Source organism: Streptomyces sp. NPDC048352 (assembly GCF_040651895.1).
In the GTDB taxonomy this organism is placed as follows: domain Bacteria; phylum Actinomycetota; class Actinomycetes; order Streptomycetales; family Streptomycetaceae; genus Streptomyces.
In genome coordinates this window covers 35856-62298 of sequence record NZ_JBEZKZ010000006.1, presented here as the reverse complement: position 1 = coordinate 62298, position 26443 = coordinate 35856, and the positions used below count along the sequence as shown (strand labels likewise).

Sequence of the window (26443 nt, the reverse complement as noted above, 5' to 3'; positions counted from 1 at the left end):
CACGCGCACCACGCGCGAGCAAGACCGGCGGCCTTAGCCGCCACGGGGAAACGCGGCCCTGCGGGCCGCGTCGTAAGGAACGCATGTTTCAGCAGGTCAGACAGAAGATCGTCGTACTCCTCACCGTCCTGTGCCTGACGGTCGGGGCGGGGGCCGGTACGGCAGCGGCCGCCGAGCCGCCCGAGCGCGAGCCCACGCTCCTGGAGATGGCCGCCAAGGTCTCGAAGTACGCGAACTGCCGGTCGCTGCCGCTGCTCCAGCGGCCGCAGTGCGCCAAGGACTTCGCCCTCAAGTCCCTCAAGCTCAGCCTTGCCGTGGGCGCCTACCTCTACGTCTCGCAACCGGCGATGAAGGACGGAGGGGCGGCCTTCACCGAGGTGAACAAGGAGCTGGGCACGCTCGCCGGCCAGCTCCAGCCGCTCCTGACGCAGGCCGGGCACGAGACGGACCCCGCGCGGCGCAGGGAGATCTACAAGCAGCTCGCCAAGACGTACAAGGCGGCCCGGCCCCACCTGGAGAAGTTCCGCGGCCAGCTGTTCAAGGCCTCGGAGCTCGCCGACGCGATCGGTGAGCCGTCCGCCGAGTTCACGACCCTCCTCTCCGTCTACCTGGGGGACTACTTCCCGGAGCGGAAGCCGGTCGAGCCGGCGCCCGACGGTCCGAGCATCTTCGACGCGCTCGACGAGCTCAAGGGCATCGGCAAGGACATCGACAAGATCATCGCGGGCCTCGACCAGATGAACGAGGCCCTCGACGAGATGAACGCCGTCATGGTCGACGTCAACGACAGCATCGACGGGATCAACAAGGGCCTGGACCAGGCCAACCGGGGCATGGACCAGCTCAACAAGGGCGTGGCCCAGATGAACGAGGGCCTGGGCCAGGTGAACACGGCCGTGACCGGGTTCAACAAGGTCGCCGACGGGATCCTCTCGGTACCGGACTTCAGGTTCGACTTCTCCCACGTCAACGAGGCGATCGGCGCGAACATGGTGCCGGCCGAGGTGCAGGCCGCCCAGGACCGCAAGATGAGCCTGCTGCTCGACATGCTCCCCGGCATCGGCGACGCCAAGGGCGTCGTGGAGGCCATCCGGGGCAAGGACCTGGCCACCAACGAGGAACTGAGCGTCCCGGACCGCGCGCTGGGCGCCCTCGTCGTGCTGCGCTGGGTCAGGACCGGCGGCAAGCTGACCGCCGAGGCCATCCGCGCCGCCCGCAAGGGCGAGAAGGTCGCCGGGTGCTTCAACAGCTTCCCGGCCGGTACGCCGGTGCTGATGGGTGACGGGGCCACCCGGCCCATCGAACAGATCGAGGTCGGCGACACGGTCCTCGCCACCGACCCCGAAACGGGCACCACCGGCCCGCGCCGGGTCGACGCCACGATCCACACCCCCGACGACCGTGACTTCACCGGCATCACCGTCCGCCAGGACGCCGCCCGGGGCTCCCTCACGGCCACCGACCACCACCCGTTCTGGTCGGAGAGCCGCAAGCAGTGGACGGACGCGGCCGAGCTCAACTCGGGCGACACCCTCCGCACGCCGGACGGCACGACCGTCGAGATCGACCAGGTCGTCCACTGGAAGGAACTCCAGGGCGCCTACAACCTCACGGTCAACGACCTCCACACCTACTACGTCCTCGCCGGCGCCACGCCCGTCCTGGTCCACAATGCCAACGGACTGTGCAGCAGGCCGGGTGCCATCGCCCAGGCGACCGGGTATTCCGTGAAGCAGGTCAAGGACGCGATCCACAAGGTCAAGGCCCAGGGAGGGTGGCGCGGCATCGGCGGGAACAAGAACCCCGACATGCTCGTCGACCCCAGGACCGGCGAGGTCTACCCCCAGATGCCCGACGGCAGTCCCGGTGAGAGCATCGGGAACATCTTCGAGTACCTGCGGGGCAGAGAGTGATCCAAGAGCTTGACGACCGCTGGATCCTCGGACTGAGGGGCAGCCGCGTCGTGGCCGTCGGCCGTGCGCAGGACGGACCGGAGCTGGTGGTGACGCTCGCCGACGGCACGGGCCTCGCGGTCTCCGGGCCGGTGCTGCTGACCGACGGGCCGTGCTCGGCCCCCGGGGCGGTGGCGCTTGCCGTCGAGGAGTCGGACCGGCTCGTCGGGGCCACCGTCCTGTCGGCGGTCGCCTTCCGGTCAGGTCTTCTGCGGTTCGTGTTCAGTACGGGCCACCACCTGAACGTCCGCGGAGCGGAGCCCGGGGTCACGGCGCGCGTGCGGCAGCCGGAGGTGTTCTCCTGGCGGTGCCGCCGGGGGGTCGCCACCATGGAGGTCCCGGGGCCGGAAGGGGCCGGGCACTAGCCCACGGGAGCCGGGCCGCCGGTCGTGCACGCCACGCCCGGCGACCCGGCCGCTAGCCGGCGGCGCCGCGGGGGAAGGTGATCTCCACGCGGCGGTTCTTCTTGCGGCCCTCTTCGGTGCCGTTGTCGGCGATCGGGTAGTCCTCGCTGTAGCCGCGGACGTCGTAGGTGACACCGGGGCTGGTGACGGTCTTGGCCAGCTCGGCCTGGACGGCGTCGGCGCGCTGCTTGGAAAGCTCCTTGCCGTGCTCGTAGCTGCCCTGGTCGTCGGTGAAACCGAAGACGCGGATGCGGGTGGCCTTCTGGGTGTTGATCTCCTGGGCGATGGCCTGGATGCGGGAGGCGGCCTGGGCGTTGAAGACGGCGCTGTTCTCGGGGAAGAGGACCTCGGACTGCAGGGCCATCATGACGTTCTGATTGGTCTCCTGACGCCGCTGCTCGCCGCCGAGATCCTCGACGACCTCGGCGATGTCGAGCACCTTGATGGGTGCGAGGGTGCCGCCCTGGGGGATCTTGAGGCCGGGGGCGTTGGGATCGACCTGCACGGGCGCGGCGGCGGAGGGCTCCGTGCCGGGGGGTACGGAGGGCTTGGGGTCGTCGGCGTGGGCGCTCGTCGCGCCGATGAGATGGGCGCCGGCGATGACGAGGCCGACGACGGCTGTAGCTGCGGCTACGCGGTGGCGTTTGGTCATGGGGTCACCCGGAGAGTTTGACGGTGGCCGTGGCGAAGGTGGGCAGGCTGAACTCGATCTCCGTGGTGCTGGTTGGAGGCGAGGGGAACTGTGCGAAGAACGGGATCGTCTGACCGGCGGCAACGCTTGACACCCCAGACGTGCAAAGGCACCGGGACTCCGTGTCACGCAATACGTAGTACCGCTTTTTGCCTGCCTTGTCGACGAATGTGGCGCCCGCCACCGACTCGCCAGATCCATTGAGTTCAACGCCCCGCCAGGACACGGTATCCGTGAACGTCTCCGCCCCCGTGTTCCTGATTTGCCCGCTGACCGTCAGGTACCCCCCGGCATCACGCTTGGCCGAGGTGACCTCCAGAACCACGCCTTGCTGCCCTTTCAGCGTGGCAATGACCACGACGGGCGCGGATGTCTGGCCAGCCGTCTGTGACGACGCACCACTAGTTCCCTGGGGTTGCGACTCCGAGGCTTTGGGCGGTGCCCCCTGCTTACCGTCGTCACTGCTTCCGCACCCGGCTAGCGTGACGGCTAGTACCGCCATCATGACAACGGCCGCTCCCCTGCGGATCTTCACCGTCTGCCGAAGGCTCATCTGCACTGCTTCCTTGTCGGATGGTTCACGGTCAGTCGCTCAAGCGCACATCGAATAGCAGACGCCCTAATGCACGCCATCGACTGGGCTCCGCAGGATCGAAGGTGATCCCCTTCCCCCCCTTGCACTGGATCTTCACAGCCGCAGCCTTCGGGGGACTGTCATCGCTCGGCGGCGGCTTCTCCCCCGCAGAGGGCGTGGGGATAGGCGTAGGCGCGGGTGTGGGCGGCACCACTGATTCCAGATGACAGCGCGGCTCGATCACGGCGTTGGCGTCTGCCGTCCCATTCATGTCATCGGTGCCAGGGATTACCGAGCTCCCGACGGTCCGCTTGGTCCTGACCGAGACTTTGAAGTTGAGGCCGCTGGCGGCACACGAGGCCGTAGCGCCATTGTTCTCAGCGAAGTCGGCGGCCTTTCCACAGGCTCCTGTGGAATCGAACCGACCTCCTTTGAGAATGGCCTCCCAGTCCTTGGGTTGGAGCTCAGCAAGAACCAATCCGGGGAGCAAGTGGTCGCGAGCATCTTGCGCCGCAGCGAGGGCCGCGGCGTCAGCAGCACCCTGGGCATCACTGCGAGTAACAGAGGCCTGCCCGATGACGAAGAACGCCAGGGCGGCGAAAAGAAGACCGGCGATCGCCACGATGTAAATGGGGAACGCTTGACCGCGATCCTGCGATCCTCTGCCTCGCTCAGCCACTATCCGGCTTTGATCTTGTCGACGGCATCCTTGATTCGCTTCGTGATCTCCGCCCCGATACCCGAGCCGACGATCGCTCCGATGATCACTACGACCACCAGGATGATGCCGAGGTACTCGAACGCGGTCTGGCCCCGGTCCGGGTTCGCGTAGCGCCTGCGGATGTGGGATACCGCCGTGTTCGTCCAGCCCGTCAGGCGGAGCTTCGTCTCGACTGAGGCCTTCAGCAGCGTGTTGTTCGACATAGGGGGTCCCTCCCGGTCCGGTTCCGCTGTCGATGGGCGGACCGTACGGGGAGTCACCGGTCGTCACCAAGGGTCCCGGGGCCCAAATACGGACCCATTGCGTACTCCGTCTACCCATGACCGGTCACTCCTGGACGGGCGGTTCCCAGCCAGCGGGCTATCGCCTCGCTGCGGGTGGTGCTCTGGAGCTTCGCGAAGATGCGGTTGATGTGGTTCTTGACCGTCTTCTCGCTGATGAAGCAGGCGCCGGCGATCTGCTGGTTGTTCATGCCGGACGCGATCAGGTCCATGATCTCCACCTCCCGCGAACTGAGCCCGAACACAACGGAGTTGTGCATGCGCTCCGTCGACTGTCCCACAGAACGTTGCGTTTGCGAAGAGGACCGGAGTTCCGCCAGGACCGCCGTCGCCGCCGTCGGGGTGAAGTGGGCGCGGCCGTCGCGGACGTCGTGGACCGCGCGGATCAGTTCCTCCGCGGTGAACTCGCCGTGGACGAGGTAGCCGCCCGCCCCCAGGAGCAGGGCCTCGCGGACGGAATCCGCCTCCTGGCTGTACGTCAGCATCAGCACCGGCGCCCGGCACACCAGATGCGGCAGCGCCGAGATGCCGTCCACCCCCGGCATCCGTACGTCCAGCAGGATCACGTCCGGGGCGTGCAGCCGCGTCAGGTGCAGGGCCTCCCGGCCGTCGCGGGCCTCCGCGACCACCCGGAGGCCGTCGGCCGTGGCCAGCAGGGTGCTCAGGCCCGCCCGGACGACCGGGTTGTCGTCGGCGATCAGGATGTCGATCGGGGTCATCGGATCCCCTCCAGCGGGAGCGAGAGACGGACACGGGTGCCCGGGCGGCCGGCCGGGCGGGGGCCCAGCGAGAGGGCGGCTCCGATCGCCGCCGCGCGTTCCGTCATGCCGAGCACGCCGAAGTGGGCCCCCGAGGGCGGCTGCGGCGGCAGGCCGCGGCCGTCGTCCTCCACCGACAGGGTGAGGTGCGTGCCGGTCACCGACACCGTCAGCAGGGTTTCCGTGGCCTCCGCGTGGCGGCGTACGTTCTCCACGGCCTCCGCGGCCACCGACAGGATGTGCCCGGCCACCCTCGGGGGGAGCGCGGGCAGCGCCCCCGTCACCCGGACTTCCGCGTCCAGGGCGCGCAGCGCCGGCAGCAGCGGGACCTCCACGGCCCGCAGGTCCGTCAGCAGGGCCCGCGACTCGGAGGCCGCGCGGCGGGCCGCCGCGGCCACCAGTGCGGCCTGCTCCCTGAGGACGGCGGGGTCCGAGGTGCGGGACAGGGCGTCAGCGGTCAGCGCGAGGCCGTGCAGGGTCTTCGACACCGAGTCGTGCATCTCCCGCGCCATCCGCTCCCGCTCCTCCCGGACCGCTTCCGCCGCCGCCAGCCGCGCCCGGGTCTCGGACAAGCGGAAGAGGAAGTCGCGCACCGAGGAGCCGGCCGCCCCCGCCAGGACGCAGAGGAGGGACAGGACCAGGCCGCCGCCGAGGGCCGCCACCACCACCGTCTGCGCCGCCGCGAACAGCGCCGAGCCGCGCCAGCCGTACACCAGTCCCGCCAGGAGCGGGGTGCCCAGGGCCACCAGCCCCAGCGGGGACGAGGGCGTGGCGGTGACCAGCAGCAGCGCGCCCACCGCCATGTCGGCGGCCAGCAGCCACCGGTGGCGCAGCAGCAGCGGCCCGAAGCGCTCCCAGTCGCGGAACAGGAGGTAGGAGAGCATGAAGGTGCCGAGGACGGCCCCGCCGACCAGGTACGTGGGGATGCCGGGCGCCGTCCGGCCCAGGGCCGGCGGTGCGCCCAGGGGGATCATGACCAGCCGTACCGCGAACACCTGGCGGCACAGGGCCTGGAGGGCGTTGGCTTCCAGGCGCATGGCTCAGCCGCCTCCCAACAGCGCGCCGAAGTCGACGTTCGCGCCGTAGACGAAGCCGCAGACGAGGAGGATCAGCGTCCCCGGCAGCATGAACATCGTCACCGCGAAGGTGGCCTTCGGGACGGCGCGGGCGGCGCGCCGGCGGGCGTTCTGGGCGTCCGTGCGCCGCATGTCCTCGGCGATGGCGATGAGGGTGTCCACGATGGGGGAGCCCAGCTCCTCGCCCTGCTGGAGGGCGGTCACGAACTGGGCGACCTGCTCGCTGTCGTTGCGGCGGCGCAGCTCGTCGAAGGCCTGGCGGCGGCTGACGCCCATGTCCATCTGCTGGAGGGTGATGCGGACCTCGTCCGCCCAGGGTCCCTCGTACTTGCCCGCCACCCGCTCCAGCGCCTGCCGGAAGCCGAGCCCCGCGCTGACGACGACCGCGAGGACGTCGAGGAAGTCGGGCAGGGTCCGCTCGATGTTGTCGCGGCGGATCCTGATCGCCGACCACAGGCCGGCCTCGATCCAGAACAGCCCGAAGGCGATCATGAGGAGGGCGGGGACGAGCTTGTCGTTCATCAGCATGGCCAGGGCGCCGAGGCCGCCGAGGAAGCCGTACACCGCGCGCCGGGCGGCGTACCGGTCGATGGTGAGGCCGGCCGGGTTGCCCGCCATGTCGATCTGGCGGCGCTTGCGGGCCACCTGCTTGGGCCCCATCAGCCGCAGCACCAGCGGCGCCCAGCGGATGCCGAGGCGGTCCACGGCCGAGCCGACGGCCGTCGTACGGGTCGCGCCGACCTCCAGGGCGAGCGCGAGGTCGCTCGGGAGTTTGACGTCGGCGCGGTAGAGCCGGACGCCGTACAGGATCCCGAAGACGGAGAGGGCGGCGGCGAGGGCAAGGAGGAGGGGGAGGTAGGTGTTCATCGCTGCGGCCGGCCCCTCAGACGTCGATCTTCGAGAGGCGGCGGATGAGGATGAACCCGAGCGTGAAGAGGCCGAGCGCGACCAGCACCGCCGTCTGGCCGATCAGGGCCCCGGTCATCCGGTCCAGCGCGCCCGGCATCATCATGTCGACCAGCAGCAGCGAGCCCAGCCCGATGGCCGGGACGAGGTACGCGGTCACGGTGACCTGTGAGAGCTGCGTACGGATCTCCCGGCGCGTCTCCTTGCGCTGTTCCAGGGTGACGGTGAGGTTGCGCAGGCTGCCGACGATGGCGCCGCCCGCCCGCGCCGACAGGACGAGGGTGGAGACGAGGACGACCAGTTCGCGCGACGGGAGCCGCTCCACGATCTCCCCGAGGGCCTCCTCGATGGAGTGGCCGACCGCGAGCCGGTCCGCGACCCGGGAGAGCTCCTCCCCCGCCGGGGCCTCCAGCTCCTCCGCCGCGATCCCGATGGCGGTGCGCAGGGCGAGCCCGGCCTGGGTGGCGTTGGCGAGGATCCGGGCCAGCTCGGGCAGCTGGTTGATGAACCGCTCCGTGCGCCGGGCCCGCTGCCAGTTGAGGAAGGCGTTGGCGGCCCACAGCCCGATCAGGCCCGCGACCGGCCCGAAGAACGGCGCCAGGAGGGAGGCCGCGACCAGCCATGTCCCGGCGACCGCCATCAGCACGTAGACGAGGAACTCGCCCGGGGTCAGGTCCAGGCCGGTCGTCGCGAGCTTCAGCTCGATCCGCCGGCCGAGCCCCGTCCCGCGCAGGCGCCGGTCGACGCCCTGGAAGCGGCGCCGCCGTCCGGCGGGCTCCGCCGCGCCCTCCGCGGAGAGGCGTTCGACGAGGGCGGCGCGCTGGGAGAGCCCGGCCGCGTACGCGTGCACCCCGAGGGACACGAGCAGGCCCGCCAGCAGGGTGGCGCCGAGGGTGAGGAGGACGAGGTGGGTCACAGGACGGTCCGGGAGGTCAGCGGGTCGAGGTGGTCCTCCGGGGCGACGCCGAAGGCCTGGGGGATGGGCTGGTTGCTCATATAGAGGCGCTCCGCGATCCGGCGGGGCAGCGGGGCGTAGGCGAAGTAGCCGTGCACGCGCCCGTCGGCGCCCATGGGCTGGGCGACGTAACGGCAGACGGTGGTGATCCGGAACGGCTCGCGGCCGTGGGAGTCGAGGATGGAGATCTCCGTGATGCGGCGCGAGCCGTCGCCGAAGCGGGTGAGCTGCACGATGACGTTGACGGCGCTGTTGATCTGGTCCTGGAGCGCCTCGAAGGGGATCTCGACCTCCGACATGGAGGCGAGCGTCTGGAGGCGCATCAGGGCGTCCTGCGAGCTGTTGGCGTGGACGGTGGCGAGGGAGCCGTCGTGGCCGGTGGACATCGCCTGGAGCATGTCGAGGGTCTCGCCGCCGCGCACCTCGCCGACGATGATGCGGTCGGGGCGCATGCGCAGGGAGTTGCGTACGAGGTCGCGGATGGTGATCTGTCCCTTGCCCTCCACGTTCGCGGGGCGGGATTCGAGGCGGATGACGTGCGCCTGCTGGAGCTGGAGCTCGGCGGAGTCCTCGATGGTGATGACGCGCTCGCCCTCGGGGATCAGCCCGGAGAGGGCGTTGAGGAGGGTGGTCTTGCCGGTGCCGGTGGCGCCCGAGACGATCAGGTTCATCTTCGCCTGGACCAGCCCGGAGAGCAGGAGCAGCATCTGCTCGTCCAGGGAGCCGAGGGCGATCATCTCGGTCAGGGTGAAGGCGCGCGGGAAGCGGCGGATGGTGAGGGTCGCGCCGGTGAGCGAGAGCGGCGGGATGATGACGTTGACGCGCTCCCCGCTGGGCAGGCGCGCGTCGACCATCGGGTTGGCCTCGTCCACCCGGCGGTTGACGGTGGAGACGATGCGCTCGATGGTCTGCATCAGCTGCTCGTGCGAGGCGAAGCGGATCGGGAGCTGCTCGACGCGGCCGGAGCGCTCGACGAAGATCTGGTCGGGCCCGTTGACCATGATCTCGGAGATGGAGGCGTCCTCGAGGAGCGGTTCGAGCACGCCGAGCCCGAGCGCCTCGTCCACGACGCGGCGGATCAGCTGGGCGCGTTCGGCGGTGGAGAGGACGGGGCCCTCGCGGCTGATGATGTGCCCGAGGACGCGCTCCAGGCGCGCCCGGCGCTCGGCGGGCGCGAGCGCGGACATCTCGGCGAGGTCGATCTCCTCCAGCAGCTTGGCGCGGTAGGAGGAGACCAGCCGGCCGTCCTCGCGGGGGCCGTGGCGGTCGTCGGGGGTGGTGACCCGGGAGCGCAGGCTCATGGGCGGGCTCCGTTCGGGTCGTCGTTGGGCATGACGGCGGTCGCCTTGGCGGCCTCGACGGACAGCCCGGGCACGATCGAGTTGATGGGGATCGTCACGGTGGCCGTGACGGCGTCGGCGCTCTTGCTGATGGCCACGTCGGCCGTGAGACCGCCCCGGACGGCCGCCTGACCGGCGGCAGCTCCGCCCGAGCCCTTGCGGGCCTCGACCCGGGCCGCCGTACGGGCGGCCGTGTCCGCCTGTTCGTGGACGTACGCGATCCAGCCCAGCTGGATCCCGCACAGCGCGACGAACAGCAGGATCGGCACGAAGCCGATGTACTCCAGGGCGACCTGGCCCCGGTCGGAGCGGATGCGTTGTCTCATGCCCTCACTCCTCCCTCTCCATCGCGGCTCCGGCCGTTCCGTCGATCCCGCCGAAGCTCAGGCCGGGGAACAGGACGGGAATCTGGAGCGTGACCGTCACCTTGTAGACGTCGCCCTCCCGCCGGCAATTGGGGGTCCCCATGTTCCACGCGCCGCTGATGTGCTCCCCCGCCGCCGCCACGCATGCGCCGCTACCCCGCACCGCGCCCGCCCGCGCCGCCTCGTCGGCCGCGTTGCCGGCCAGGGAGAACGCGTAGCCGATCAGCACGCACTCCCACACCGCCGCCACGAGCAGCAGGATCAGCGGCACCATGCCCACGAACTCCAGGGCCACCTGCCCCCGGTCCCGGTCCTCCCGCACGGACCCGCGCGCCGGCACGGCTCAGCCCTCCCGGCCGCGCCGCAGCCGGGCGACCGGGCCGGCCGCCCGGACGGCCAGGGCGGAGCCCGCGCCGGCCCCCGCCCGGCCGGCCGGAACCGGTGCCTTGTCCGGCGCCGACAGCAGGCCCAGCTCGCCGGCCACCGCCCACAGGGCCTGCTTCACCGTCGAGCGGTTGTCGAGGTCCTGCACCCGCCCCGCGTCCACGACGGCCTGGAGTTCCTTGAAGGCGGCGGGGACGGGGGTGCGCACGGCCCGGGTCCTGGTGATCTTCTCGATCAGCGAGGGCTGGATCTCGGTGTGCTTGCTCCAGCGGTTCACCATCACCGCCGTGTCCTCGGCCTTGCGCACCTGGAGCCGCTCCCACATCCGGACCATCCGCTTGGTGGCCCGTACGGAGACCACGTCCGGGGTGGTGACCAGTACGGCCACGTCGGCCTGTTCCACGGCCGCGGCGTTGGCGCCGGTCACCTGGGTGCCGCAGTCGATGACGACCAGCTCGTAGCGGGCGCGCAGGGCTCCGATGACGTGCCGGGCCGCCCGCTCGTCCACCTCCTCGCCCCGCTCCCCCTCCGCCGGGGCCAGCAGCAGCGCGAGGCCGGTGCGGTCCTCGTACACGGCGTCCTGGAGGACCCGGGGCGAGATGTCCTGGATGCCGGCGAGGTCGGCGATGGAGCGGCGGAACTGCACGTCGAGGTAGGAGCCGACGTCCCCGGCCTGGAGGTCGAGGTCCACCAGTGCCGTGCGGCGTCCCGAGGCGGCCGCCGCGAGCGCGAACTGGACGGCGGTGAAGGTGGCGCCGACGCCGCCCTTGGCGCCGGTCACGGTGACGACCCGGCCGCCCGGGCCGGAGAACGCCTGCGCGCCCCCGCCCAGGTGGCGGCGTACGCCGACGGCCCACAGGGCGGCGGCCTGGACGCGGGCGGCGAGCTCCTCGTACGAGAGGGGCAGGCTGATCAGGCCCCGCGCGCCGGAGTCCATCGCGGCGGAGAACAGGCCCGGGCCGGCGTCGGAGGAGAGCAGGACCACGCCCACCGCCGGGAAGCGCAGGGCGACTTCGCGGATGAGCTCCAGGGCGGGGACGGGCCCGATCCGCTCGTGGACCAGGACGACCTCGGGGAGCTCGTCGACGGACTCGGCGGCGAGGCGGCCCAGCACGTCGAGGAGGGAGGTGGAGTCGGGGACGGGAGGGGCGGGCTCGGCGTCCGGCAGCTGGCTGAGCAGGGCCACGATGGAGCGGGCGGCGTCCGGGTCGCCGGCCGCGGGGAGGATTCGAGTGGTCATCCGCGCCTCACTTGTCCCCGTCGAGGGTGTACGTGCGGTCGGCCGGGCCGGGGGCCGAGTCGGTGCCGGGGGCCACCAGGGCCAGCCGGACGTGCTCCGCGAAGGACTCGGCGTAGGCGACGCGCTGGGTGTCCTTCGTGTTCAGGGCGAAGGTGATCGGCACGGCCTCGGCGGGGCCCTTGCGGTCGCTGTCCTTGTCGAGGGCGGTGAGCTTGCCGACGCCCAGGACGCGGGCGTTGGCGACGATGATCACCGAACGGGAGGGGTCGGTCTCCTTGGCGCCCTTGAAGGTGGCGATGATGTTGACCTTGGCCCCGGAGGTGATCTTGCCGGCCACGCCGGTGGCCGCGTCGATCATGATGGCGATCTCCTGCTCCCCCGCCTGGAGCTGCGGTTTGTCCACGAACATGTCGCTCTGGAGCAGGGAGCCCTTCTTCAGGGTGGTGAGCGCGATCTTGCCCTGGAGCGCGCCGAGGTCGTCGACGGCGGTGTCGGACAGCCACCGCTCGGGGACCTTCACCTCTTCGAACTGGCCGGCCGTGAGCGCGCTGTACGGTGCGATGTCGCCCTTGACGCGGTACGCGACGACCTCGTTCCCGACCTTGGAGTTGACGTCGCCGATCACGACGAGGACCCCGGCGAAGGCGGCGAGGGCGCACAGGACCGACAGGAGCAGCAGGATGACGCCGCGGCGCTGGCGTGAGTTCATGGGCCGTACTACCTCGCCGTTCTTCGTTCGTTCGGGCGGTCAGGATCCGGATCCGGAGCGGGCGGCGGGCACCTCGGGCGGGGGTGCGGCCAGGGGGGCGGCGCAGAAGCCGCAGCGGTCGCCGATGAGCTCCAGGCCGCACCAGCCGCACTGCTCGCGGCGGACCGAGGCGACCAGCTGGTGGAGCACGGAGACGTCGGGGATGGCGGCGGCGAACTCGACGAGCTTGGGGGTGGCCCACCAGCGGGCGGAGTCGGCGGGGAGCGGGTTCTCCATGACGCCCTGCACCTGCCAGGCGGGGGCCAGTTCGGCCGTCACCCAGTCGGAGGCCAGCTGGCCGCGCGCGAACGTCAGGTGCGTGGCGAAGGCGGGCCCGGGCGGCAGCACCCCGGCCGCGGCGGGGTTGCCGAGCCGGGCCAGGTGCGGGGAGGGGTGGGCCAGTACGGCGAACTGGGCGCCGGGCGACCAGGAGCGGGCGTGCGCCTTCAGCCCGACCGGCACCCGGTCCAGCTTGGCGACGCTGCCGAGCAGGGCGCCCGCGTAGACGTAGTGGGACAGCAGCCGGGCGGCGGAGGCGATCACGCCCGGGCTGAAGTCGCAGACGGTGAGCTGGCGCAGCTGACGCACCAGCACGGCGGTGCCCAGCGGCGGGAGGTCGACGTCGAGGAGCGCGATCCGGTCGGTCTCCAGGATGGCCCGCACCGTGCGCAGCCGGCGGACGGTGGCGGGCGGCAGCCAGGGCGGTACGACGGCCACGAGGTGGCCGTGCCGCTCCAGCAGGGCGGTGGTCTCGGCGAGCGAGGCCTCCAGGTCGGCATCGGCCGGCGGGCGCAGTACGGCGGCGCCCGGGGTGTGCCGGTCGGGGGCCGGCAGCACCAGATCGGCACTGGTGACAGCGATGGCGGTCGGCACGCGGATCCCCCCGTTCACCCTCTGCGCGGCGCCCGTCGGGCCGCCCGTCGACCGGCCTTCGCGTACGCGCGCATGCTGCGCGACCGCAAACGATCGACGCTCTTCCCCCTTGCCCCAGCACCATATCCGCGTCACCCCTGACAGGGCAGGGGCTTGGAGATTCCCGCTCGGTGAGCACCTGTCACAGGAGGCGGGAAACCCGGACAACAGGGAAGGGCGCTCCGTGCATTTCAAGCCACATTGCAAACACTCTTGACACGGGGATTGGTCTGGACCAACTTGGCTGGCGCCGGCTTTCGGTCCCGGGGACCCCACTCCCCGTCCGCTCCTCCCCCTTCCGCTTCTCCCCTTCCTCCCCCCACGGAGCCCACGTGAACCGCATACGCTCCCTCGCCCTGCTGGGCGCGGCCACCCTCACCGCCGGCGGGCTGACCGCCCTCGCGGCGGGCCCCGCCCAGGCCGCCGACGTCAACGTCGCCCGCAACGGCGGCTTCGAGTCCGGTCTCGCCAACTGGTCCTGCTCGAACGGCAGCGGCGCCTCCGTCTCCTCCCCGGTCCACACGGGGGCGGGCGCCCTGAAGGCGACCCCGGCCGGCTCGGACAACGCCCGGTGCAGCCAGACCGTCACGGTCAAGCCGAATTCCACGTACACGCTCAGCGCCCAGGTGCAGGGCTCGTACGTCTACCTGGGCGCGACCGGCACCGGCACCCAGGACGTCTCCACCTGGACGCCGGGCACGGGCGGCGGCTGGCAGAAGCTGTCGACCACCTTCACCACCGGGCCCGCCACCACCCAGGTCACCGTCCACACCCACGGCTGGTACGGCCAGCCGGCCTACTTCGCCGACGAGTTCAGCGTCTTCGGCCCCGACGGCGGCGGCCCCACCGATCCCGGACCGGGCCTGCCGGGCGCACCCTCGGGGGCCGCCGTTTCCGGCCAGAGCCAGAGCGGCCTCACCCTTTCGTGGAACGCGGTCGCCGGGGCGGCCGGTTACCACGTCTACCAGGACGGGGTGCGCGTCCAGACGGTGACGGGTGCCACCCGGGCCGCGGTCACCGGACTGGCGGCCGGCAAACTCGTACTCCTTCCAGGTGAGCGCGTACAACGCGGCCGGCGAGGGTCCGAAGTCGGCGCCGGTGACCGGTACCACCACCGGGGGCGGCGGCCCGAACCCGAACCCCTCGGTGCCCCGGCACGCGCTGACGGGCTACTGGCAGAACTTCGACAACGGGGCGACCGTCCAGCGGCTCTCCGACGTCTCCGCCCAGTACGACATCATCGCCGTCTCCTTCGCCGACGCCACGGCCACGCCGGGCGCCATCGCCTTCCACCTCGACTCGGCGGGGCTCGGCGGCTACACGGTGGCGCAGTTCAAGGCGGACGTCGCCGCGAAGAAGGCGGCCGGCAAGTCGGTCGTCCTCTCCATCGGCGGCGAGAAGGGCACGATCTCGGTCAATGACTCCGCCTCCGCGGCCAACCTGGCCGACTCCGCCTGGGCGCTGATGCAGGAGTACGGCTTCAGCGGGATCGACATCGACCTGGAGAACGGACTCAACCCGACGTACATGACGCAGGCCCTGCGCGCGCTGTCGGCGAAGGCGGGCCCCTCCCTGGTCCTGACCATGGCCCCGCAGACCATCGACATGCAGTCCACGCAGGGCGGGTACTTCAAGACCGCGCTGGCCGTGAAGGACATCCTGACGGTCGTGAACATGCAGTACTACAACAGCGGCGCGATGAACGGCTGCGACGGCAAGGTCTACTCCCAGGGCTCGGTCGACTTCCTGACCGCGCTGGCCTGCATCCAGCTGGAGGGCGGTCTCGACCCCTCGCAGGTGGGCATCGGGGTGCCGGCCTCGCCGAGCGGCGCGGGCAGCGGCTACGTCTCCCCCACGGTCGTCAACAACGCCCTCGACTGCCTGGCCAGGGGCACGAACTGCGGGTCCTTCAAGCCGTCGAAGACCTACCCGTCGCTGCGCGGGGCGATGACCTGGTCGACCAACTGGGACGCCAAGGCGGGTGGCGCCTGGTCCAACGCGGTGGGTCCCAAGGTCCACGGGCTGCCGTAGGCGGTAGAGGTGTGGGGGTGGCTGATTCGGTCCGGTGCGCACACGGGGTCATTGACCGGGACATGCCACGAGAGCACGCTGTGCGCGTCCGCACGGCTACCCCCACACTCCCACCCAGGAGAACGCATGCGGCTCCACCACCGCCGAAGGGCCGCCGTCACCGCGGCCCTGCTGGCGCTCGCGCTCGGCGCACCCGCCTACGGCATGAGCGCGACGGCAGCACCCCCGCCCAGCCCCTCGACCGCCACCCTCGACGAGGCCGTCGTCCAGTACGAGATCCAGGGCCCCTCCACGGCCGCCGAACGCACGGCCCTGCTGCGCACCGGGGTCTCGATCGACGAGGTGGACGCCCGCTCGGTCGTGGTCAGCGCCGACCCCGTGCAGGCCAGGAGCCTGCGCGCGCTGGGCTACACGCTGACCGCCCTGCCCGGGCCGCCGGACCGCAGCGAGCGGGGCGTCGCGGCGGCCCCGATGGACTTCCCCTCGGCCGACTCCCGCTACCACAACTACGCCGAGGCGAACGCGGAGATCGACCAGCGCATCGCCCAGTACCCCGGGATCATGAGCAAGCGGGTCATCGGGAAGTCGTACCAGGGCCGCGACCTCGTGGCGATCAAGATCAGTGACAACGTCGCCACCGACGAGGCCGAGCCCGAGGTGCTGTTCACCGCCCACCAGCACGCGCGCGAGCACCTGACCGTGGAAATGGCCCTGTACCTGCTCAAGGAGTTCGGCTCGAAGTACGGCACCGACTCCCGGGTCACGAACATGATCAACGGCCGGGAGATCTGGATCGTCCCGGACCTCAACCCCGACGGCGGCGAGTACGACATCGCCACCGGCTCCTACCGCTCCTGGCGCAAGAACCGCCAGCCCAACAGCGGCTCCTCGTACGTCGGAACCGACCTCAACCGCAACTGGGACTACAAGTGGGGCTGCTGCGGCGGCTCCAGCAGCAGCAAGGGCTCCGAGACCTACCGCGGGCCGGCGGCGGCCTCCGCACCCGAGGTGAAGGTGGTCTCCGACTTCGTGCGCAGCCGGGTCGTCGGCGGCAAGCAGCAGATCACGGCCGCGATCGACTTCCACACGTACAGCGAGCTGGTGCTCTGGCCCTTCGGCTGGACGTACAACGACACCGCGCCGGGCCTGACGGCCGACGACCTCGCCGCGTACAAGAAGATCGGCACGAGCATGGCGGCCAGCAACGGCTACACGCCCGAGCAGTCGAGCGACCTGTACATCACCGACGGCACGATCGACGACTGGCTGTGGGGCGACCAGAAGATCTTCGCCTACACCTTCGAGATGTACCCCGCGAACGGCGGAGGCGGCTTCTACCCGCCCGACGAGGTCATCGACCGCGAGACGGCGCGCAACCGGGACGCGGTGCTCCAGCTGCTGGAGAACGCGGACTGCATGTACCGCTCGATCGGCAAGGAAGCCCAGTACTGCCCGCCGGCGTAACGGCCGGACGGGCCGGGGCGCCCCACCGCCAGGGGGGCGCCCCTCACCCGCGCCTGCCTCGGGGTCAGGCCAGTACCGCGAGGGCGTCGATCTCGATCAGCAGGCCGGCCGGGAGGCCCACGTACACCGTGGTGCGGGCGGCCGGCGCCTCCTTGAGGCCCTGCTCCTCGAAGTAGGCGTTGTAGATCTCGTTCATCTCGGCGAAGTGGCCGGTGTCGGTCAGGTAGACGCGGATCATCATCACGTCGTCCCAGTCCGCGCCGCCCGCCTCCAGCACGGAGCGGACGTTCTCCAGGGTCTGGAGGGTCTGCTCGCGCAGCGTCGGCCCGGCGATGGCGGGCGCCTTCCCCGCGACGTGGGGCAGGTAGCCGACCTGGCCGGCGACCTGGAGGATGTTGCCCTTGCGGACGCCGTGCGAGAACTTCGCGGGCGGCGCGGGGTGGGAGTCGGGGGTGACGGCGGTCTTCTCGCTCACGGGTGTCCTCCGGGTCGGGGTCGGTCGTGGGGGTGTTCCCCCGGCTGATGGTGTCAGCGGTGCGGGGTGCGCGGGGCGTCCGCTCGACCGGTTCCCGAGCACGGCGCCCGTCGGCGCTCCCGGCGGAACCGGGGAACGTTGACCCTCGTCCCCCCGGGTGTTAGACCACAGGCACCACGCGCAGCACAGCCGCACCACCCCAGGAGGACCCCATGGGCAGCGACGCAGTCCGCCGGCTCGCCGACGACCCCGTCGACCACCGCTTCAAGGGGCTCCCCCCGGACGCCCAGGCGGCGGGCCTCACCGTCGGGGAACTCGCCGCCCAGCGGCGCGACCTCCACACCGGCGGGTTCACCACTCCCCTCCTCACCCTCGACGCGGACGCGCTCGCGCACAACCTCACCGCGCTCGGCACGTACGCCGCCCGCCACGGCCTCGCCTTCGCGCCCCACGGCAAGACCTGCATGGCCCCCCAGCTCTTCGAGCGGCAGCTCGAGCACGGCGCCTGGGGCATCACCGCCGCCGTGCCCCACCAGGCGCGCGTCTACCGGGCCTTCGGGATCCCGCGCATCTTCCTCGCCAACGAGCTCGTCGACCCCGCCGCCCTGCGCTGGGTCGCCGCCGAGCTCGCCGCCGACCCAGGCTTCCGGTTCGTCTGCTACGTCGACTCCGTGCGCGGGGTCGCCCTCATGGACCGGGCCCTGCGGGGGCAGGGCGCCGTCCTGGACGTGGTCGTCGAGCTCGGCGGCGGCGAAGGGGGCCGCACCGGGGCGCGTACCGACGAGGACTGCCGGGCGGTGGCCGACGCCGTCGCCGCCACCGCCACCCTGCGCCTCGTCGGCGTCGCCGGCTACGAGGCCGAGGTCCCCGGGGCCGACTCCGAGCGCGTGCACGCCTGGCTGCGCCGGCTCACCGGCCTCGCCGTCGAGTTCGACAAGGCCGGGCGGTTCGGCCCCGACGTCGAGGAGATCGTCGTCAGCGCCGGCGGATCGGCCTGGTTCGACGCCGTCGCCGACGTGTTCGGGGAGCTGCCCGAGCTGTCCCGGCCCACGCTGCGGCTGCTGCGCTCCGGCGCGTACGTCTCCCACGACCACGGCTGGTACGGCCGCCTGACCCCCTTCAACCGGATCCCCGAGGAGGGCGGGCTGCGCCCCGCCTTCCGGCTGTGGACGCAGGTCGTCTCCCGCCCCTCCCCCACCCAGGCCTTCGTCAACGCCGGCAAGCGCGACGTCGCCTACGACCTCGGCCTCCCGGAGGCCGAGCTGGTCCGCGACGCCCTCGACGGCACCGAGCGGCCCGCCACCGGGATCCGGGTGGTCAAGCTGTCCGACCAGCACGCCTGGCTGGAGACGGACTCCGCCGAGGACGTGCAGGTCGGCGACTGGGTCGCGCTCGGCATGTCGCACCCCTGCACCATCTTCGAGAAGTGGCCGCTGATCCCGGTCGTGGAGGCCGACGGCACGGTCGGCGACTACGTCCGGACGTTCTTCTAGCCGTGGACCTCGTCATCCGGGGCGCCCGCGTCGTCGACGGCACGGGCGGGCCCTCGTACACGGCGGACGTCGCCGTGCACGAGGGCCGGATCGCCGCCATCGGCCGGATCCGGGCCGGCGGGCGGCTCACCGTCGACGCGCACGGGCTCGCCCTGGCCCCCGGGTTCGTGGACATGCACGCCCACAGCGACCTGGCGCTGCTGCGCGACCCGGACCACGGCGCCAAGGCCGCCCAGGGCGTCACCCTGGAAGTCCTCGGCCAGGACGGCCTGTCGTACGCGCCCGCCGACGAGCGGACCCTGGCCGGGGTGCGGACCGCGATCGCCGGCTGGAACGGCCCCGGGGACGACGTCGACTTCGACTGGCGCACCGTCGGGGAGTACCTCGACCGGCTGGACCGCGCCCACGGCGGACGGGGCATCGCCGTGAACGCCGCCTACCTCGTACCGCAGGGCACGGTGCGCGCGTACGCCCTCGGATGGGACGACCGCCCCGCGACCACGGCCGAGCTCGCCCGCATGCGGCAGCTGGTCGCCGAGGGGATGGAAGAGGGCGCCGTCGGCATGTCCTCCGGGCTCACCTACACCCCGGGCATGTACGCCTCGGGCGCCGAACTGACCGAGCTGTGCAAGGTCGTGGCCCGGTACGGCGGCTACTACTGCCCGCACCACCGCTCGTACGGGCGCGGCGCGCTCGCCGCCTACGCCGAGATGCTCACGCTGGCCCGCGAGGCCGGCTGCGCCCTGCACCTGGCGCACGCCACCATGAACTTCGGGGAGAACCGGGGCCGCGCCCCCGAGCTGCTGGCCCTGCTGGACGCGGCCCTGGCCGACGGCGCCGACGTCACCCTCGACAGCTACCCGTACACCCCCGGCTGCACCACCCTCGCCGCGCTGCTGCCCGGCTGGGCGCACGAGGGCGGCCCGCAGGCCCTGCTGGCACGGCTGCGCGACGAGGACACCGCCGAACGGATCCGGTACGCGCTGGAGGTGGAGGGCTCCGACGGCTGCCACGGGGTCCCGGTGGACTGGGCGAGCGTGGAGGTCTCGGGGACGAGCGACCCCGCGTACGGCGGCCACGTCGGCCGGCGCCTCGACGGCTGGGCCACCGCCCGGCAGCTGCTGCTCGGCGACCGGCTCGGGACGGCCGTCCTCCAGCACGTCGGCCACGAGGAGAACGTCCGGGCGATCATGCGCCACCCGGTCCACACGGGCGGCTCCGACGGCATCCTGCACGGCGCGAAGCCGCACCCCCGCGCGTACGGCACCTTCCCGCACTACCTCGGGCACTATGTGCGCGAGCTGGGCGTCCTCTCCCTGGAGGAGTGCGTGGCGCACCTCTCCGGCCGGCCGGCGGCGCGGCTGCGGCTGCCCGACCGCGGGCTGGTGCGCGAGGGCCACCGCGCCGACCTGGTGCTGTTCGACCCGGAGACGGTCGCGGCCGGGTCCACGTACGAGCGGCCGCGCGCGCTGCCCACGGGGATCCCGTACGTGCTGGTCGACGGACGCTTCGTCATGCGGGACGGGGCCCGGACCGACGTCCTGGCAGGACGGGCCGTACGCCGCGTACGCCGAAAGGCCGTTCACACCTGACACATACGATGAACGCCATGGCCGCCTTCCTCCTCCCCGCCCTCCTCTTCCTCGCCTTCTGCGTCAGCGTGTTCAAGGACCGCCGCCGCTTCAGCAACGCGGTGCTGTTCGGCCTGACGTTCGTGTCCCTCTCGGCGGCCCTGCTCTTCCAGCTGACCGCGCTGCCGCCGTGGGCGGCCCTCGGCATCATGCTGGTCGCCCTGGCGATGCCCGCGCTCGGCACCATGGCGATCGGCGTCTTCCTGATCGCCAACGGCGTGACCATGATCCGCAGGGAGGGCCGCAGTCCGGCCAACCTGATGTCGATGCTCGCCGGACTCGGCATCTTCGGGATGATCGCGCTGCTGGTCGTCGTCCCGCAGTTCCACTCGACCGTCCTGAACGGCATGGCCGCGACCCTGACCCTGGTCGTCGCCTACGTCTCCTTCCTCTTCCTGTGCTTCCTCGGGTACGCCTTCCTCTACGGCCGGATCAAGGTCCGCGGGGACGTCGACCACGTGGTCATGCTGGGCTCCGGCCTGGTCGGCGGGGACCGGGTGCCGCCGCTGCTGGCCTCGCGCCTGCGCAAGGGGCAGCGGATCCACGCGGCCCAGCTGGCGCGCGGCTCGCGCCCGCCGGTGCTGCTCGCCTCGGGCGGCAAGGGCTCCGACGAGAGGGTCTCGGAGGCGCGGGCGATGGCGGACTGGCTGATCGCCGAGGGGGTGCCGGCGGAGCACGTCGTGCTGGAGGACCGCTCGCGCACCACCGAGGAGAACATGCTGTTCTCGAAGGAGATCATGCTGGCGGGCGACCCGGGCTACCGGTGCGTGATCGTCACCAACAACTTCCACGCCTTCCGGGCCGCGATGATGGCCCGCAAGGCGGGGGTGAACGGGCAGGTGGTCGGCTCGCCGACGGCCCGCTACTTCCTGCCGAGCGCCACCCTGCGCGAGTTCGTCGCCGTGTTCTGGGAGCACCGGGTGGTCAACCTGTGGATCTGCGGGGTGCTCGTGGCGACCGGCGCGGCGGCGACGCTCGCGGCCGCCGTCTGACGGACGTACGGCGGGGGTGGCGGTTACGCCTTCTGCCGGAGCGCCGGGACCACGGGCGGCGGCGGTGGCTCCGGCTTCGGCCTCGTGGGCGAGGCCGTTCGGCCCCTCCCCGGTGTCATGGCCGGGCGTCCCCGCCGCCCGAGGTGCGTTCATGGGGCCGGGCGCGGAGTATGGGGGCCTGGGGGGCACCGTAGGAGGTATCCGATGGACAGTGAACCGAACGAGCAGCCCACCCGGTCGGACCGGCTCTTCACGGGTGGGGAGCGCGCGTACGACCCCGAGGACCTGGTGATGGCGACCGGCCACGACCCGACTCCGGAGCGGGTCGAGAAGGCGCGGAAGCTGATCGAGAAGGAGGGTCCGCAGGTCATCGAGCGCTTCCTGCCGTAGCGGTCGGCCGACCGGAGGCTGTTGGGCCACGGCCCGGGGTCGCACCCCGGGCCGTGGCCGATTCGTGTCCCGGCCACCTCCGGCCCCGCCGGGGGCTCGGGGGTGCCGCCAGACCAGCGGGCGTCCAGACCTGCGGGCGTGCGCTACGGATCCGGCGCATCCAGAATCGGTAAAGGCTCGTTAGCGCTCCGGGGGCCGCCCTACGGAGGTCAGATGAACAGCGTTGCCGTGCCGGTCGCCCGGGTGCTCCCCGTCGACTGGGACCACCCGACGGACCCGCACCCCGGTCCGCGGCTCGACCACGTCCGGACCTACGTGGCGAGCGGGGGTACGGACGGCCACCTGTGGCGCGGGGTCCCGACCCTGCTCCTGACCACCCTCGACCGCGCGACGGGCCGGGCGGTGCGCACGCCGCTGATCTACGCCGAGGACGAGGGCCGCCACCTGGTCGTGGCCGCCGGCTGGGGACGGCGGCGCCACCCCGCGTGGTACCGCAACCTCGCCGCCCATCCGCAGGTCCGCCTCCAGGTGGGCCCCCGGACCTTCGCGGCCTGGGCGCGCACGGCGAGCGCGGTGGAGCGGGAGACGTACTGGGAGGCGCTGACGGCGCTGTGGCCGCCCTTCGACGACTACCAGGTCCTCGCGGGGCCCCGGGAGCTGCCGCTGGTGATCGTGGAGGGGTGAAGGAGCGCCCCCGGGCACCGTCCGGGGGCGGATCAGCCGCCGGCACGTGGGTGCCGGAACCCCTTGACGACGAGCCAGAGCGCGAGGGACACCTCCCAGGCGAACACCGGGAGCGCGGCGAGGGAGCCGGGCAGGGACAGCTGGGCGTAGAGCCCGAACATCACGGCGACGGCCGAAGCGCAGATCAGCGGGCCGCCGAGCAGGCCGAGCACGGCGATGGGCCGCGGCACCAGCCGGGAGCGGTGCACCAGCCGGGCCAGCAGGGCCGTGTTGACCCCGAGGGCGATGTTGGGGCCGAGCAGGAACGTCCAGGCGTGGACGGCCACCAGTGCCGTGTCGGCGGCGGCCGAACCCGGGCCCGCCGCGTCCCGGCGCAGGGTGACCAGGGCGAGCACGGCGACGATGCCGACGAGGATGAGGGCGGCCTCCAGGAGGCGGGCGCAGACGTATCCGAGGGCCATTCCCTCGCCCCACCGCCTGACCACCGGGTACAGCGTGGCGCCGGTGCCGGCCACGGCGCCCACCAGGACCAGCTCGCACAGCGCGCCGAGCAGCGCCCGGCTGCCGGCCGCCGCTTCCGCGCCGCCCCCGAGGAGCGGTTGGTAGAGGACGGCCCCCGCGACGGCGGCGACCTCCGTCACGAGGAACAACACTCCGGCGACGACTGCGGTTCTTCTGTCCGACTTCATTCCCTGCCCCCTGAGAGGGAGGTGTACGGCGTACACCTCATGCTGCGCCGAACCATAGGTGTACGCCGTACACTCGTCAAGGAGGGGGAGCAGGACGAAGGACGAAAGGGAAAGGGAGGGGCCGATGACGCGGCTGAACCGGGAGCGCGTCCTGCGGGCCGCCGTCGCGCTCGCCGACGAGGGCGGGATCGACGCGCTGAGCATGCGCCGGCTGGCACAGGAGCTGGACGTCGTCCCGATGGCGCTCTACAAGCACGTGGCCAACAAGGAGCAGCTCCTCGACGGCATGCTGGACGTCGTCCTCGGCGGGATCGACCCGCCGCTGCCCGACCCCGACTGGCGGGAGGCGGTGCGGCAGCGGATCCTCTCGGCCCGGCGGGTCCTCCTGGGCCACCGCTGGGCGTACCGGGTGATCGAGTCGCGGTCCGTACCGACGCCGGCGGTGCTGGAGTACCTGGACTCGATGATCGGCGCGTTCCGGGACGGCGGGTTCTCCGCCGACCTCACGCACCACGTGATGCACGCGATGGGCAGCCGGCTGCTGGGGTTCAGCCAGGAGCTGTTCGACGACTCACGCGGCGCCGGGCCCCCGGACCCGGCGATGGCGGAGCGCTACCCGCGCATCGCCGAGCTGGCCGCTGCGGCGGCGCACGACGGGGACTCCGTGGTGGGCGGGGGCTGTGACGACCAGTTCGAGTTCGAGTTCGCGCTGGACCTGCTGCTGGACGGCTTCGAGCGACTGCGCGAACGGGGCTGGACCTCGGGCCCCGGCGGGGGCGGGTGAGACGGGGCGGCGGAGGCCGGGGGCCGGGTGCCGGAGGCGGCCGGCCGGGGGGTGGGGCGGGCCATGCAGTTGCCTCAGAGCTGCGGGGATCGTTGCCCCGTCTGTGACGGAGTGGAGGCGCGGGCCAGCGGGTCAGGCACGCTCCGTACCATCCATAGGTGATCAACCCGTTCTTCCACGCACCCAGACGCCGCTTCATCACCCTGGCCGTGCTGGCTGCCGTTGTCGCCTTCGGGTGGTACGCCGTTCAGCCGGTCCATCCGCGATGCACGGTCCACTCAGCGGTCGGCTCGGGGGCCCTCGTGCCCGCCGGCACCTCGGCGGAAGAGATGGAAGCCGTAGCCAGGCAGGCTTACGAGGACGCCTTGGCCGACGGCGCGTGCGGACCATCACACGCCCGATTCCGAGACTGGATTGGCTGACCTGAGCCCGCAGCCCGACGCGCTGCGGCCCTTGCCGCCGTCGTGGGGGGCTTGGGCTGCCAGAGGCCGCCATTGCCCTCGCCCGGGCCCGAGCCGAGGGACCGATCGTCATTGGCCGGGGTGGCGAGCGGGCCGGCCACCTGCCGGAACACGGTCTCCAGCACGTCCTCCCCGAGCCGGGCTCGCGCCCGGCACAACGATGACCGGTTCACCCGCGTGAGGGCCCGGCTGGGGGGCAACGATCCCCTCGACTCAAAGGCAACTGCACTGGGTGGGGCGGCGCCCGGGCCGCTGTGCGGGCCTAGGGGGCCGGGGGTCGGCCGGCCGGGGTGGCCACGGCGGTGTAGGTGCGGCCGGCCACCGCGTACTCGCCGAGCGGGGTCATGCCGAAGGCGTCCACGTGGACCCGCCAGGACGGAACGTTGCCGGACTCGATGAAGGCGACCAGCGCCTCGGCGCGGCCGGCCGACGCCTCGACGGCCCTCGCGTACAGGCCCCGGGCCACGCCGTGCCCGCGGAAGGCGGCGTCGACCACGACCGGCCCGTACAGCAGCCACCGCACCCCGCTGAGGGGCCGCCCGTGCCAGGTCAGGGAGTCCTGCGCCCGCAGCAGCCCGAGGACCGCCGCCGGCGGGTCGCCCATGTCCGCGGCGACCGACAGTGCGAGCAACCCGGCGACCCGCCCCTGCCCGGCGTCGGCCACCAGCAGCTCCCCGTCCCCGGCCATGCCCCGCAGGGCGTCGACGCCGAAGGCCCCCTGCACGAAGCCCTGCGCGGCGCGCTGTTCCGCGGTGAGGGCGTCGTGGTGGTTGGCGGCGAACAGCCGGGCCATGGCGGGCGCGTCGGCCTCGGTGGCGTATCGGTAGCGCATGGGGCGATGCTGCCACGGCGTTCCGGCGGCGGAAGGGCGGGGCACGGTTCAAGGGGGTCGGTGGTGTGCCGGGGGCTGCCCGCCAGTCCACTGTCCTTCCGTGCCGGCCCGGTCCCTCAAGGGCGCTCCTTCGTCGCGTCGCTTCGCGATGGCCTTCGGCCACCCTTGACCGACCGGCCCGTCCCGGAATGCCAAAGACTGCCGGGAAGCCCCCGAGGAAACGGCATGGGGGAAGCGTTCAAGGACGGGCCCGTCACAGACCCGCGAGGGACTGGGCTCCGCTACCTCCCGGATACGGCCCCATGCGCATGACCCGGGGGGCAACGTGCGCATCAGATCGCTACACGCTCCTCCTGGCTTGGCGTCCGGCGGCCGTCTTGGGCCGGTTCTCGCGCCACGCGCCGGTGGTGCGCTCAGCGGTTGGTGTTGAGGAAGCCGATGACCACCGCGCCCCACCAGCAGGCCTGGGAGACCAGGGCCGTGGCGCCGCCCCAGAGGAGGAGGCCGCGGCCGATCGGGGCGGTGGCGGATCCGAGGCGGCGGCCCAGCAGGCCCGCCTGGAGGCCGTTGACGGTGAGGAGGGCCACCAGGCCGATCTTGGTGAGGGTCAGCGGGGAGTCGAGGTCCGGGTGCAGCATCAGGCCGCTCACCACCAGGCCCCCCAGCCCGGCCCAGATCGGGACGTGCAGCCGGGACGTCGCGCCGAGCACCTCCGCGATGCCGCAGCGCCCGGTGGCCCACAGCAGGCCGTAGTAGTCGGCGGACAGCACCGCTCCGAAGCCGAGCACCAGCGAGGCCAGGTGCACGAACAGCGCGGCGGAGTGCATGGAGGCGTCGGCCTGCATGTGGAGGGAGCACCACAGCCCCGCCGCCAGGACGACCAGTGCGCACAGGGCCCCCGCCGCGACGGTCCACCAGGAGTCGTACAGGCGGACGGGGCGGGGGGAGAGTCTGGCTGCGGGGGACGACATGGCGGCTGGCTCCGGGATACCGACGGGCGCGGCTCGGTCTGCCGCGTCAAAGCAAGGTAAGGCTCACCTAAAGGGACCGCGCCGTCAATCCGGGTCCACGGGCCGGGACCGTGAGCCCGGACACACGCCCCCGGCCGGCGGCGAGCCGGGGCCTCGCCGCCTGGATGGGGACCGGGCCGGGCGTCGCGCGGGGATACCCGCGGGCGGGCGCCCCCCCCGGGGGGGGTGACGAGCGCAAC

At 72.3% G+C, this 26443-nt stretch carries 28 protein-coding genes and 1 pseudogene; 11 read left to right on the top strand and 18 right to left on the bottom strand.

Translation table 11 applies throughout. From position 1 onward, the window contains the following. Positions 1-83: 83 nt before the first annotated feature. Both AB0D45_RS05450 and AB0D45_RS05445 read left to right on the top strand, forming a co-directional pair. A complete protein-coding gene (locus AB0D45_RS05450; protein WP_362455385.1) occupies positions 84-1913 on the top strand; it encodes a polymorphic toxin-type HINT domain-containing protein in 1830 nt (609 codons plus the stop codon). Next, entirely contained in the window at positions 1910-2317 is a 408-nt protein-coding gene (locus tag AB0D45_RS05445) for a DUF6188 family protein (protein WP_362455384.1), read from the top strand. The genes AB0D45_RS05450 and AB0D45_RS05445 overlap by 4 nt, the downstream gene beginning before the upstream one ends. 52 nt (positions 2318-2369) lie before the next feature. Here AB0D45_RS05445 and AB0D45_RS05440 read toward each other — a convergent pair whose 3' ends face one another. From AB0D45_RS05440 to AB0D45_RS05375, 14 genes are all read right to left on the bottom strand, one after another. Next, entirely contained in the window at positions 2370-3008 is a 639-nt protein-coding gene (locus tag AB0D45_RS05440) for an OmpA family protein (RefSeq protein ID WP_362455383.1), read from the bottom strand. A 4-nt stretch (positions 3009-3012) separates the two neighbouring features. After that, a complete protein-coding gene (locus tag AB0D45_RS05435) occupies positions 3013-3600 on the bottom strand; it encodes a hypothetical protein (protein WP_362455382.1) in 588 nt (195 codons plus the stop codon). Between the two features lie 31 nt (positions 3601-3631). After that, positions 3632-4300 (bottom strand): pilus assembly protein TadG-related protein, encoded by a 669-nt coding sequence (locus AB0D45_RS05430; RefSeq protein ID WP_362455381.1) that lies wholly within the window; start codon positions 4298-4300, stop codon positions 3632-3634. Beyond that, the gene (locus AB0D45_RS05425) at positions 4300-4545 is read right to left on the bottom strand and encodes a hypothetical protein (RefSeq protein WP_362455380.1); all 246 of its coding nucleotides are present in this window, start codon (positions 4543-4545) and stop codon (positions 4300-4302) included. Before AB0D45_RS05425 ends, AB0D45_RS05430 begins: the two co-directional genes overlap by 1 nt. Before the next feature lie 110 nt (positions 4546-4655). Next, positions 4656-5342 (bottom strand): response regulator transcription factor, encoded by a 687-nt coding sequence (locus tag AB0D45_RS05420; protein ID WP_361598048.1) that lies wholly within the window; start codon positions 5340-5342, stop codon positions 4656-4658. Then, complete coding sequence (locus AB0D45_RS05415; RefSeq protein ID WP_362455379.1) at positions 5339-6418, bottom strand: histidine kinase; 1080 nt, start codon at positions 6416-6418, stop codon at positions 5339-5341. Before AB0D45_RS05415 ends, AB0D45_RS05420 begins: the two co-directional genes overlap by 4 nt. Before the next feature lie 3 nt (positions 6419-6421). After that, on the bottom strand, positions 6422-7324 hold the full coding sequence (locus AB0D45_RS05410; protein WP_362455378.1) for a DUF5936 domain-containing protein: 903 nt from the start codon (positions 7322-7324) through the stop codon (positions 6422-6424). Positions 7325-7340: 16 nt separating this feature from the next. Next, positions 7341-8279 carry a type II secretion system F family protein gene (locus AB0D45_RS05405; RefSeq protein ID WP_362455377.1) on the bottom strand — a complete coding sequence of 313 codons (939 nt, stop codon included), beginning with the start codon at positions 8277-8279 and terminating at the stop codon, positions 7341-7343. Then, entirely contained in the window at positions 8276-9619 is a 1344-nt protein-coding gene (locus AB0D45_RS05400) for a CpaF family protein (RefSeq protein WP_362455376.1), read from the bottom strand. The genes AB0D45_RS05405 and AB0D45_RS05400 overlap by 4 nt, the downstream gene beginning before the upstream one ends. Further along, positions 9616-9984 (bottom strand): TadE/TadG family type IV pilus assembly protein, encoded by a 369-nt coding sequence (locus tag AB0D45_RS05395; RefSeq protein WP_362455375.1) that lies wholly within the window; start codon positions 9982-9984, stop codon positions 9616-9618. Before AB0D45_RS05395 ends, AB0D45_RS05400 begins: the two co-directional genes overlap by 4 nt. A gap of 4 nt (positions 9985-9988) precedes the next feature. Beyond that, positions 9989-10363: a TadE/TadG family type IV pilus assembly protein gene (locus AB0D45_RS05390; RefSeq protein ID WP_362455374.1), complete on the bottom strand. Its 375-nt coding sequence runs from the start codon at positions 10361-10363 to the stop codon at positions 9989-9991. Positions 10364-10366: 3 nt separating this feature from the next. Then, on the bottom strand, positions 10367-11647 hold the full coding sequence (locus AB0D45_RS05385) for an AAA family ATPase (RefSeq protein ID WP_362455373.1): 1281 nt from the start codon (positions 11645-11647) through the stop codon (positions 10367-10369). Between the two features lie 7 nt (positions 11648-11654). Then, complete coding sequence (cpaB, locus tag AB0D45_RS05380; protein WP_361598024.1) at positions 11655-12356, bottom strand: Flp pilus assembly protein CpaB; 702 nt, start codon at positions 12354-12356, stop codon at positions 11655-11657. Positions 12357-12395: 39 nt separating this feature from the next. Then, positions 12396-13268, bottom strand: a complete 873-nt coding sequence (locus tag AB0D45_RS05375) for a hypothetical protein (protein ID WP_362455372.1) — start codon at positions 13266-13268, stop codon at positions 12396-12398. 395 nt (positions 13269-13663) lie between these two features. Between AB0D45_RS05375 and AB0D45_RS05370 the strand changes: the two are divergent. Together AB0D45_RS05370 and AB0D45_RS05365 are read left to right on the top strand one after the other, a co-directional pair. Then, positions 13664-15338: pseudogene (locus AB0D45_RS05370) on the top strand (glycoside hydrolase family 18 protein). Between the two features lie 126 nt (positions 15339-15464). After that, positions 15465-16802: a M14 family metallopeptidase gene (locus AB0D45_RS05365; protein WP_362455371.1), complete on the top strand. Its 1338-nt coding sequence runs from the start codon at positions 15465-15467 to the stop codon at positions 16800-16802. A 64-nt stretch (positions 16803-16866) separates the two neighbouring features. On the opposite strand, the gene AB0D45_RS05360 is transcribed toward AB0D45_RS05365, so the two are convergent. After that, positions 16867-17277, bottom strand: coding sequence for a RidA family protein (locus AB0D45_RS05360; protein ID WP_362455370.1), 411 nt, complete (start codon positions 17275-17277; stop codon positions 16867-16869). A 212-nt stretch (positions 17278-17489) separates the two neighbouring features. Here AB0D45_RS05360 and AB0D45_RS05355 point away from each other — a divergent pair, with 212 nt between their 5' ends. From AB0D45_RS05355 to AB0D45_RS05335, 5 genes are all read left to right on the top strand, one after another. Next, positions 17490-18770 carry an alanine racemase gene (locus AB0D45_RS05355; protein ID WP_362455369.1) on the top strand — a complete coding sequence of 427 codons (1281 nt, stop codon included), beginning with the start codon at positions 17490-17492 and terminating at the stop codon, positions 18768-18770. Positions 18771-18772: 2 nt separating this feature from the next. Beyond that, entirely contained in the window at positions 18773-20362 is a 1590-nt protein-coding gene (locus AB0D45_RS05350; protein WP_362455368.1) for a D-aminoacylase, read from the top strand. Positions 20363-20379: 17 nt separating this feature from the next. After that, entirely contained in the window at positions 20380-21393 is a 1014-nt protein-coding gene (locus AB0D45_RS05345; RefSeq protein ID WP_361598003.1) for a YdcF family protein, read from the top strand. A 204-nt stretch (positions 21394-21597) separates the two neighbouring features. Then, positions 21598-21783: a hypothetical protein gene (locus AB0D45_RS05340; protein WP_361598000.1), complete on the top strand. Its 186-nt coding sequence runs from the start codon at positions 21598-21600 to the stop codon at positions 21781-21783. A 213-nt stretch (positions 21784-21996) separates the two neighbouring features. Further along, the gene (locus tag AB0D45_RS05335) at positions 21997-22467 is read left to right on the top strand and encodes a nitroreductase/quinone reductase family protein (protein ID WP_362455367.1); all 471 of its coding nucleotides are present in this window, start codon (positions 21997-21999) and stop codon (positions 22465-22467) included. Between the two features lie 32 nt (positions 22468-22499). Here AB0D45_RS05335 and AB0D45_RS05330 read toward each other — a convergent pair whose 3' ends face one another. Continuing rightward, positions 22500-23156: a DUF4386 domain-containing protein gene (locus AB0D45_RS05330; RefSeq protein WP_362455366.1), complete on the bottom strand. Its 657-nt coding sequence runs from the start codon at positions 23154-23156 to the stop codon at positions 22500-22502. Positions 23157-23280: 124 nt separating this feature from the next. Between AB0D45_RS05330 and AB0D45_RS05325 the strand changes: the two genes are divergently transcribed. Both AB0D45_RS05325 and AB0D45_RS05320 read left to right on the top strand, forming a co-directional pair. Continuing rightward, positions 23281-23940, top strand: coding sequence for a TetR/AcrR family transcriptional regulator C-terminal domain-containing protein (locus tag AB0D45_RS05325; RefSeq protein ID WP_362455365.1), 660 nt, complete (start codon positions 23281-23283; stop codon positions 23938-23940). 158 nt (positions 23941-24098) lie between these two features. Next, the gene (locus AB0D45_RS05320; RefSeq protein WP_362455364.1) at positions 24099-24362 is read left to right on the top strand and encodes a hypothetical protein; all 264 of its coding nucleotides are present in this window, start codon (positions 24099-24101) and stop codon (positions 24360-24362) included. A 301-nt stretch (positions 24363-24663) separates the two neighbouring features. On the opposite strand, the gene AB0D45_RS05315 is transcribed toward AB0D45_RS05320, so the two are convergent. Together AB0D45_RS05315 and AB0D45_RS05310 are read right to left on the bottom strand one after the other, a co-directional pair. Further along, positions 24664-25233: a GNAT family N-acetyltransferase gene (locus AB0D45_RS05315; RefSeq protein ID WP_362455363.1), complete on the bottom strand. Its 570-nt coding sequence runs from the start codon at positions 25231-25233 to the stop codon at positions 24664-24666. Positions 25234-25646: 413 nt separating this feature from the next. Further along, the gene (locus AB0D45_RS05310; RefSeq protein ID WP_361601939.1) at positions 25647-26204 is read right to left on the bottom strand and encodes a hypothetical protein; all 558 of its coding nucleotides are present in this window, start codon (positions 26202-26204) and stop codon (positions 25647-25649) included. Positions 26205-26443 lie beyond the last annotated feature (239 nt).

What these genes read in the sequence shown, in the direction of transcription:
- AB0D45_RS05450 (WP_362455385.1), top strand. Translation starts at nt 84, where the DNA reads ATGTTTCAGCAGGTCAGACAGAAGATCGTCGTACTCCTCACCGTCCTG.
- AB0D45_RS05440 (WP_362455383.1), bottom strand. Translation starts at nt 3,008, where the DNA reads ATGACCAAACGCCACCGCGTAGCCGCAGCTACAGCCGTCGTCGGCCTC.
- AB0D45_RS05435 (WP_362455382.1), bottom strand. Translation starts at nt 3,600, where the DNA reads ATGAGCCTTCGGCAGACGGTGAAGATCCGCAGGGGAGCGGCCGTTGTC.
- AB0D45_RS05425 (WP_362455380.1), bottom strand. Translation starts at nt 4,545, where the DNA reads ATGTCGAACAACACGCTGCTGAAGGCCTCAGTCGAGACGAAGCTCCGC.
- AB0D45_RS05420 (WP_361598048.1), bottom strand. Translation starts at nt 5,342, where the DNA reads ATGACCCCGATCGACATCCTGATCGCCGACGACAACCCGGTCGTCCGG.
- AB0D45_RS05415 (WP_362455379.1), bottom strand. Translation starts at nt 6,418, where the DNA reads ATGCGCCTGGAAGCCAACGCCCTCCAGGCCCTGTGCCGCCAGGTGTTC.
- AB0D45_RS05410 (WP_362455378.1), bottom strand. Translation starts at nt 7,324, where the DNA reads ATGAACACCTACCTCCCCCTCCTCCTTGCCCTCGCCGCCGCCCTCTCC.
- AB0D45_RS05400 (WP_362455376.1), bottom strand. Translation starts at nt 9,619, where the DNA reads ATGAGCCTGCGCTCCCGGGTCACCACCCCCGACGACCGCCACGGCCCC.
- AB0D45_RS05395 (WP_362455375.1), bottom strand. Translation starts at nt 9,984, where the DNA reads ATGAGACAACGCATCCGCTCCGACCGGGGCCAGGTCGCCCTGGAGTAC.
- AB0D45_RS05385 (WP_362455373.1), bottom strand. Translation starts at nt 11,647, where the DNA reads ATGACCACTCGAATCCTCCCCGCGGCCGGCGACCCGGACGCCGCCCGC.
- cpaB (WP_361598024.1), bottom strand. Translation starts at nt 12,356, where the DNA reads ATGAACTCACGCCAGCGCCGCGGCGTCATCCTGCTGCTCCTGTCGGTC.
- AB0D45_RS05365 (WP_362455371.1), top strand. Translation starts at nt 15,465, where the DNA reads ATGCGGCTCCACCACCGCCGAAGGGCCGCCGTCACCGCGGCCCTGCTG.
- AB0D45_RS05355 (WP_362455369.1), top strand. Translation starts at nt 17,490, where the DNA reads ATGGGCAGCGACGCAGTCCGCCGGCTCGCCGACGACCCCGTCGACCAC.
- AB0D45_RS05345 (WP_361598003.1), top strand. Translation starts at nt 20,380, where the DNA reads ATGGCCGCCTTCCTCCTCCCCGCCCTCCTCTTCCTCGCCTTCTGCGTC.
- AB0D45_RS05340 (WP_361598000.1), top strand. Translation starts at nt 21,598, where the DNA reads ATGGACAGTGAACCGAACGAGCAGCCCACCCGGTCGGACCGGCTCTTC.
- AB0D45_RS05335 (WP_362455367.1), top strand. Translation starts at nt 21,997, where the DNA reads ATGAACAGCGTTGCCGTGCCGGTCGCCCGGGTGCTCCCCGTCGACTGG.
- AB0D45_RS05330 (WP_362455366.1), bottom strand. Translation starts at nt 23,156, where the DNA reads ATGAAGTCGGACAGAAGAACCGCAGTCGTCGCCGGAGTGTTGTTCCTC.
- AB0D45_RS05325 (WP_362455365.1), top strand. Translation starts at nt 23,281, where the DNA reads ATGACGCGGCTGAACCGGGAGCGCGTCCTGCGGGCCGCCGTCGCGCTC.
- AB0D45_RS05315 (WP_362455363.1), bottom strand. Translation starts at nt 25,233, where the DNA reads ATGCGCTACCGATACGCCACCGAGGCCGACGCGCCCGCCATGGCCCGG.
- AB0D45_RS05310 (WP_361601939.1), bottom strand. Translation starts at nt 26,204, where the DNA reads ATGTCGTCCCCCGCAGCCAGACTCTCCCCCCGCCCCGTCCGCCTGTAC.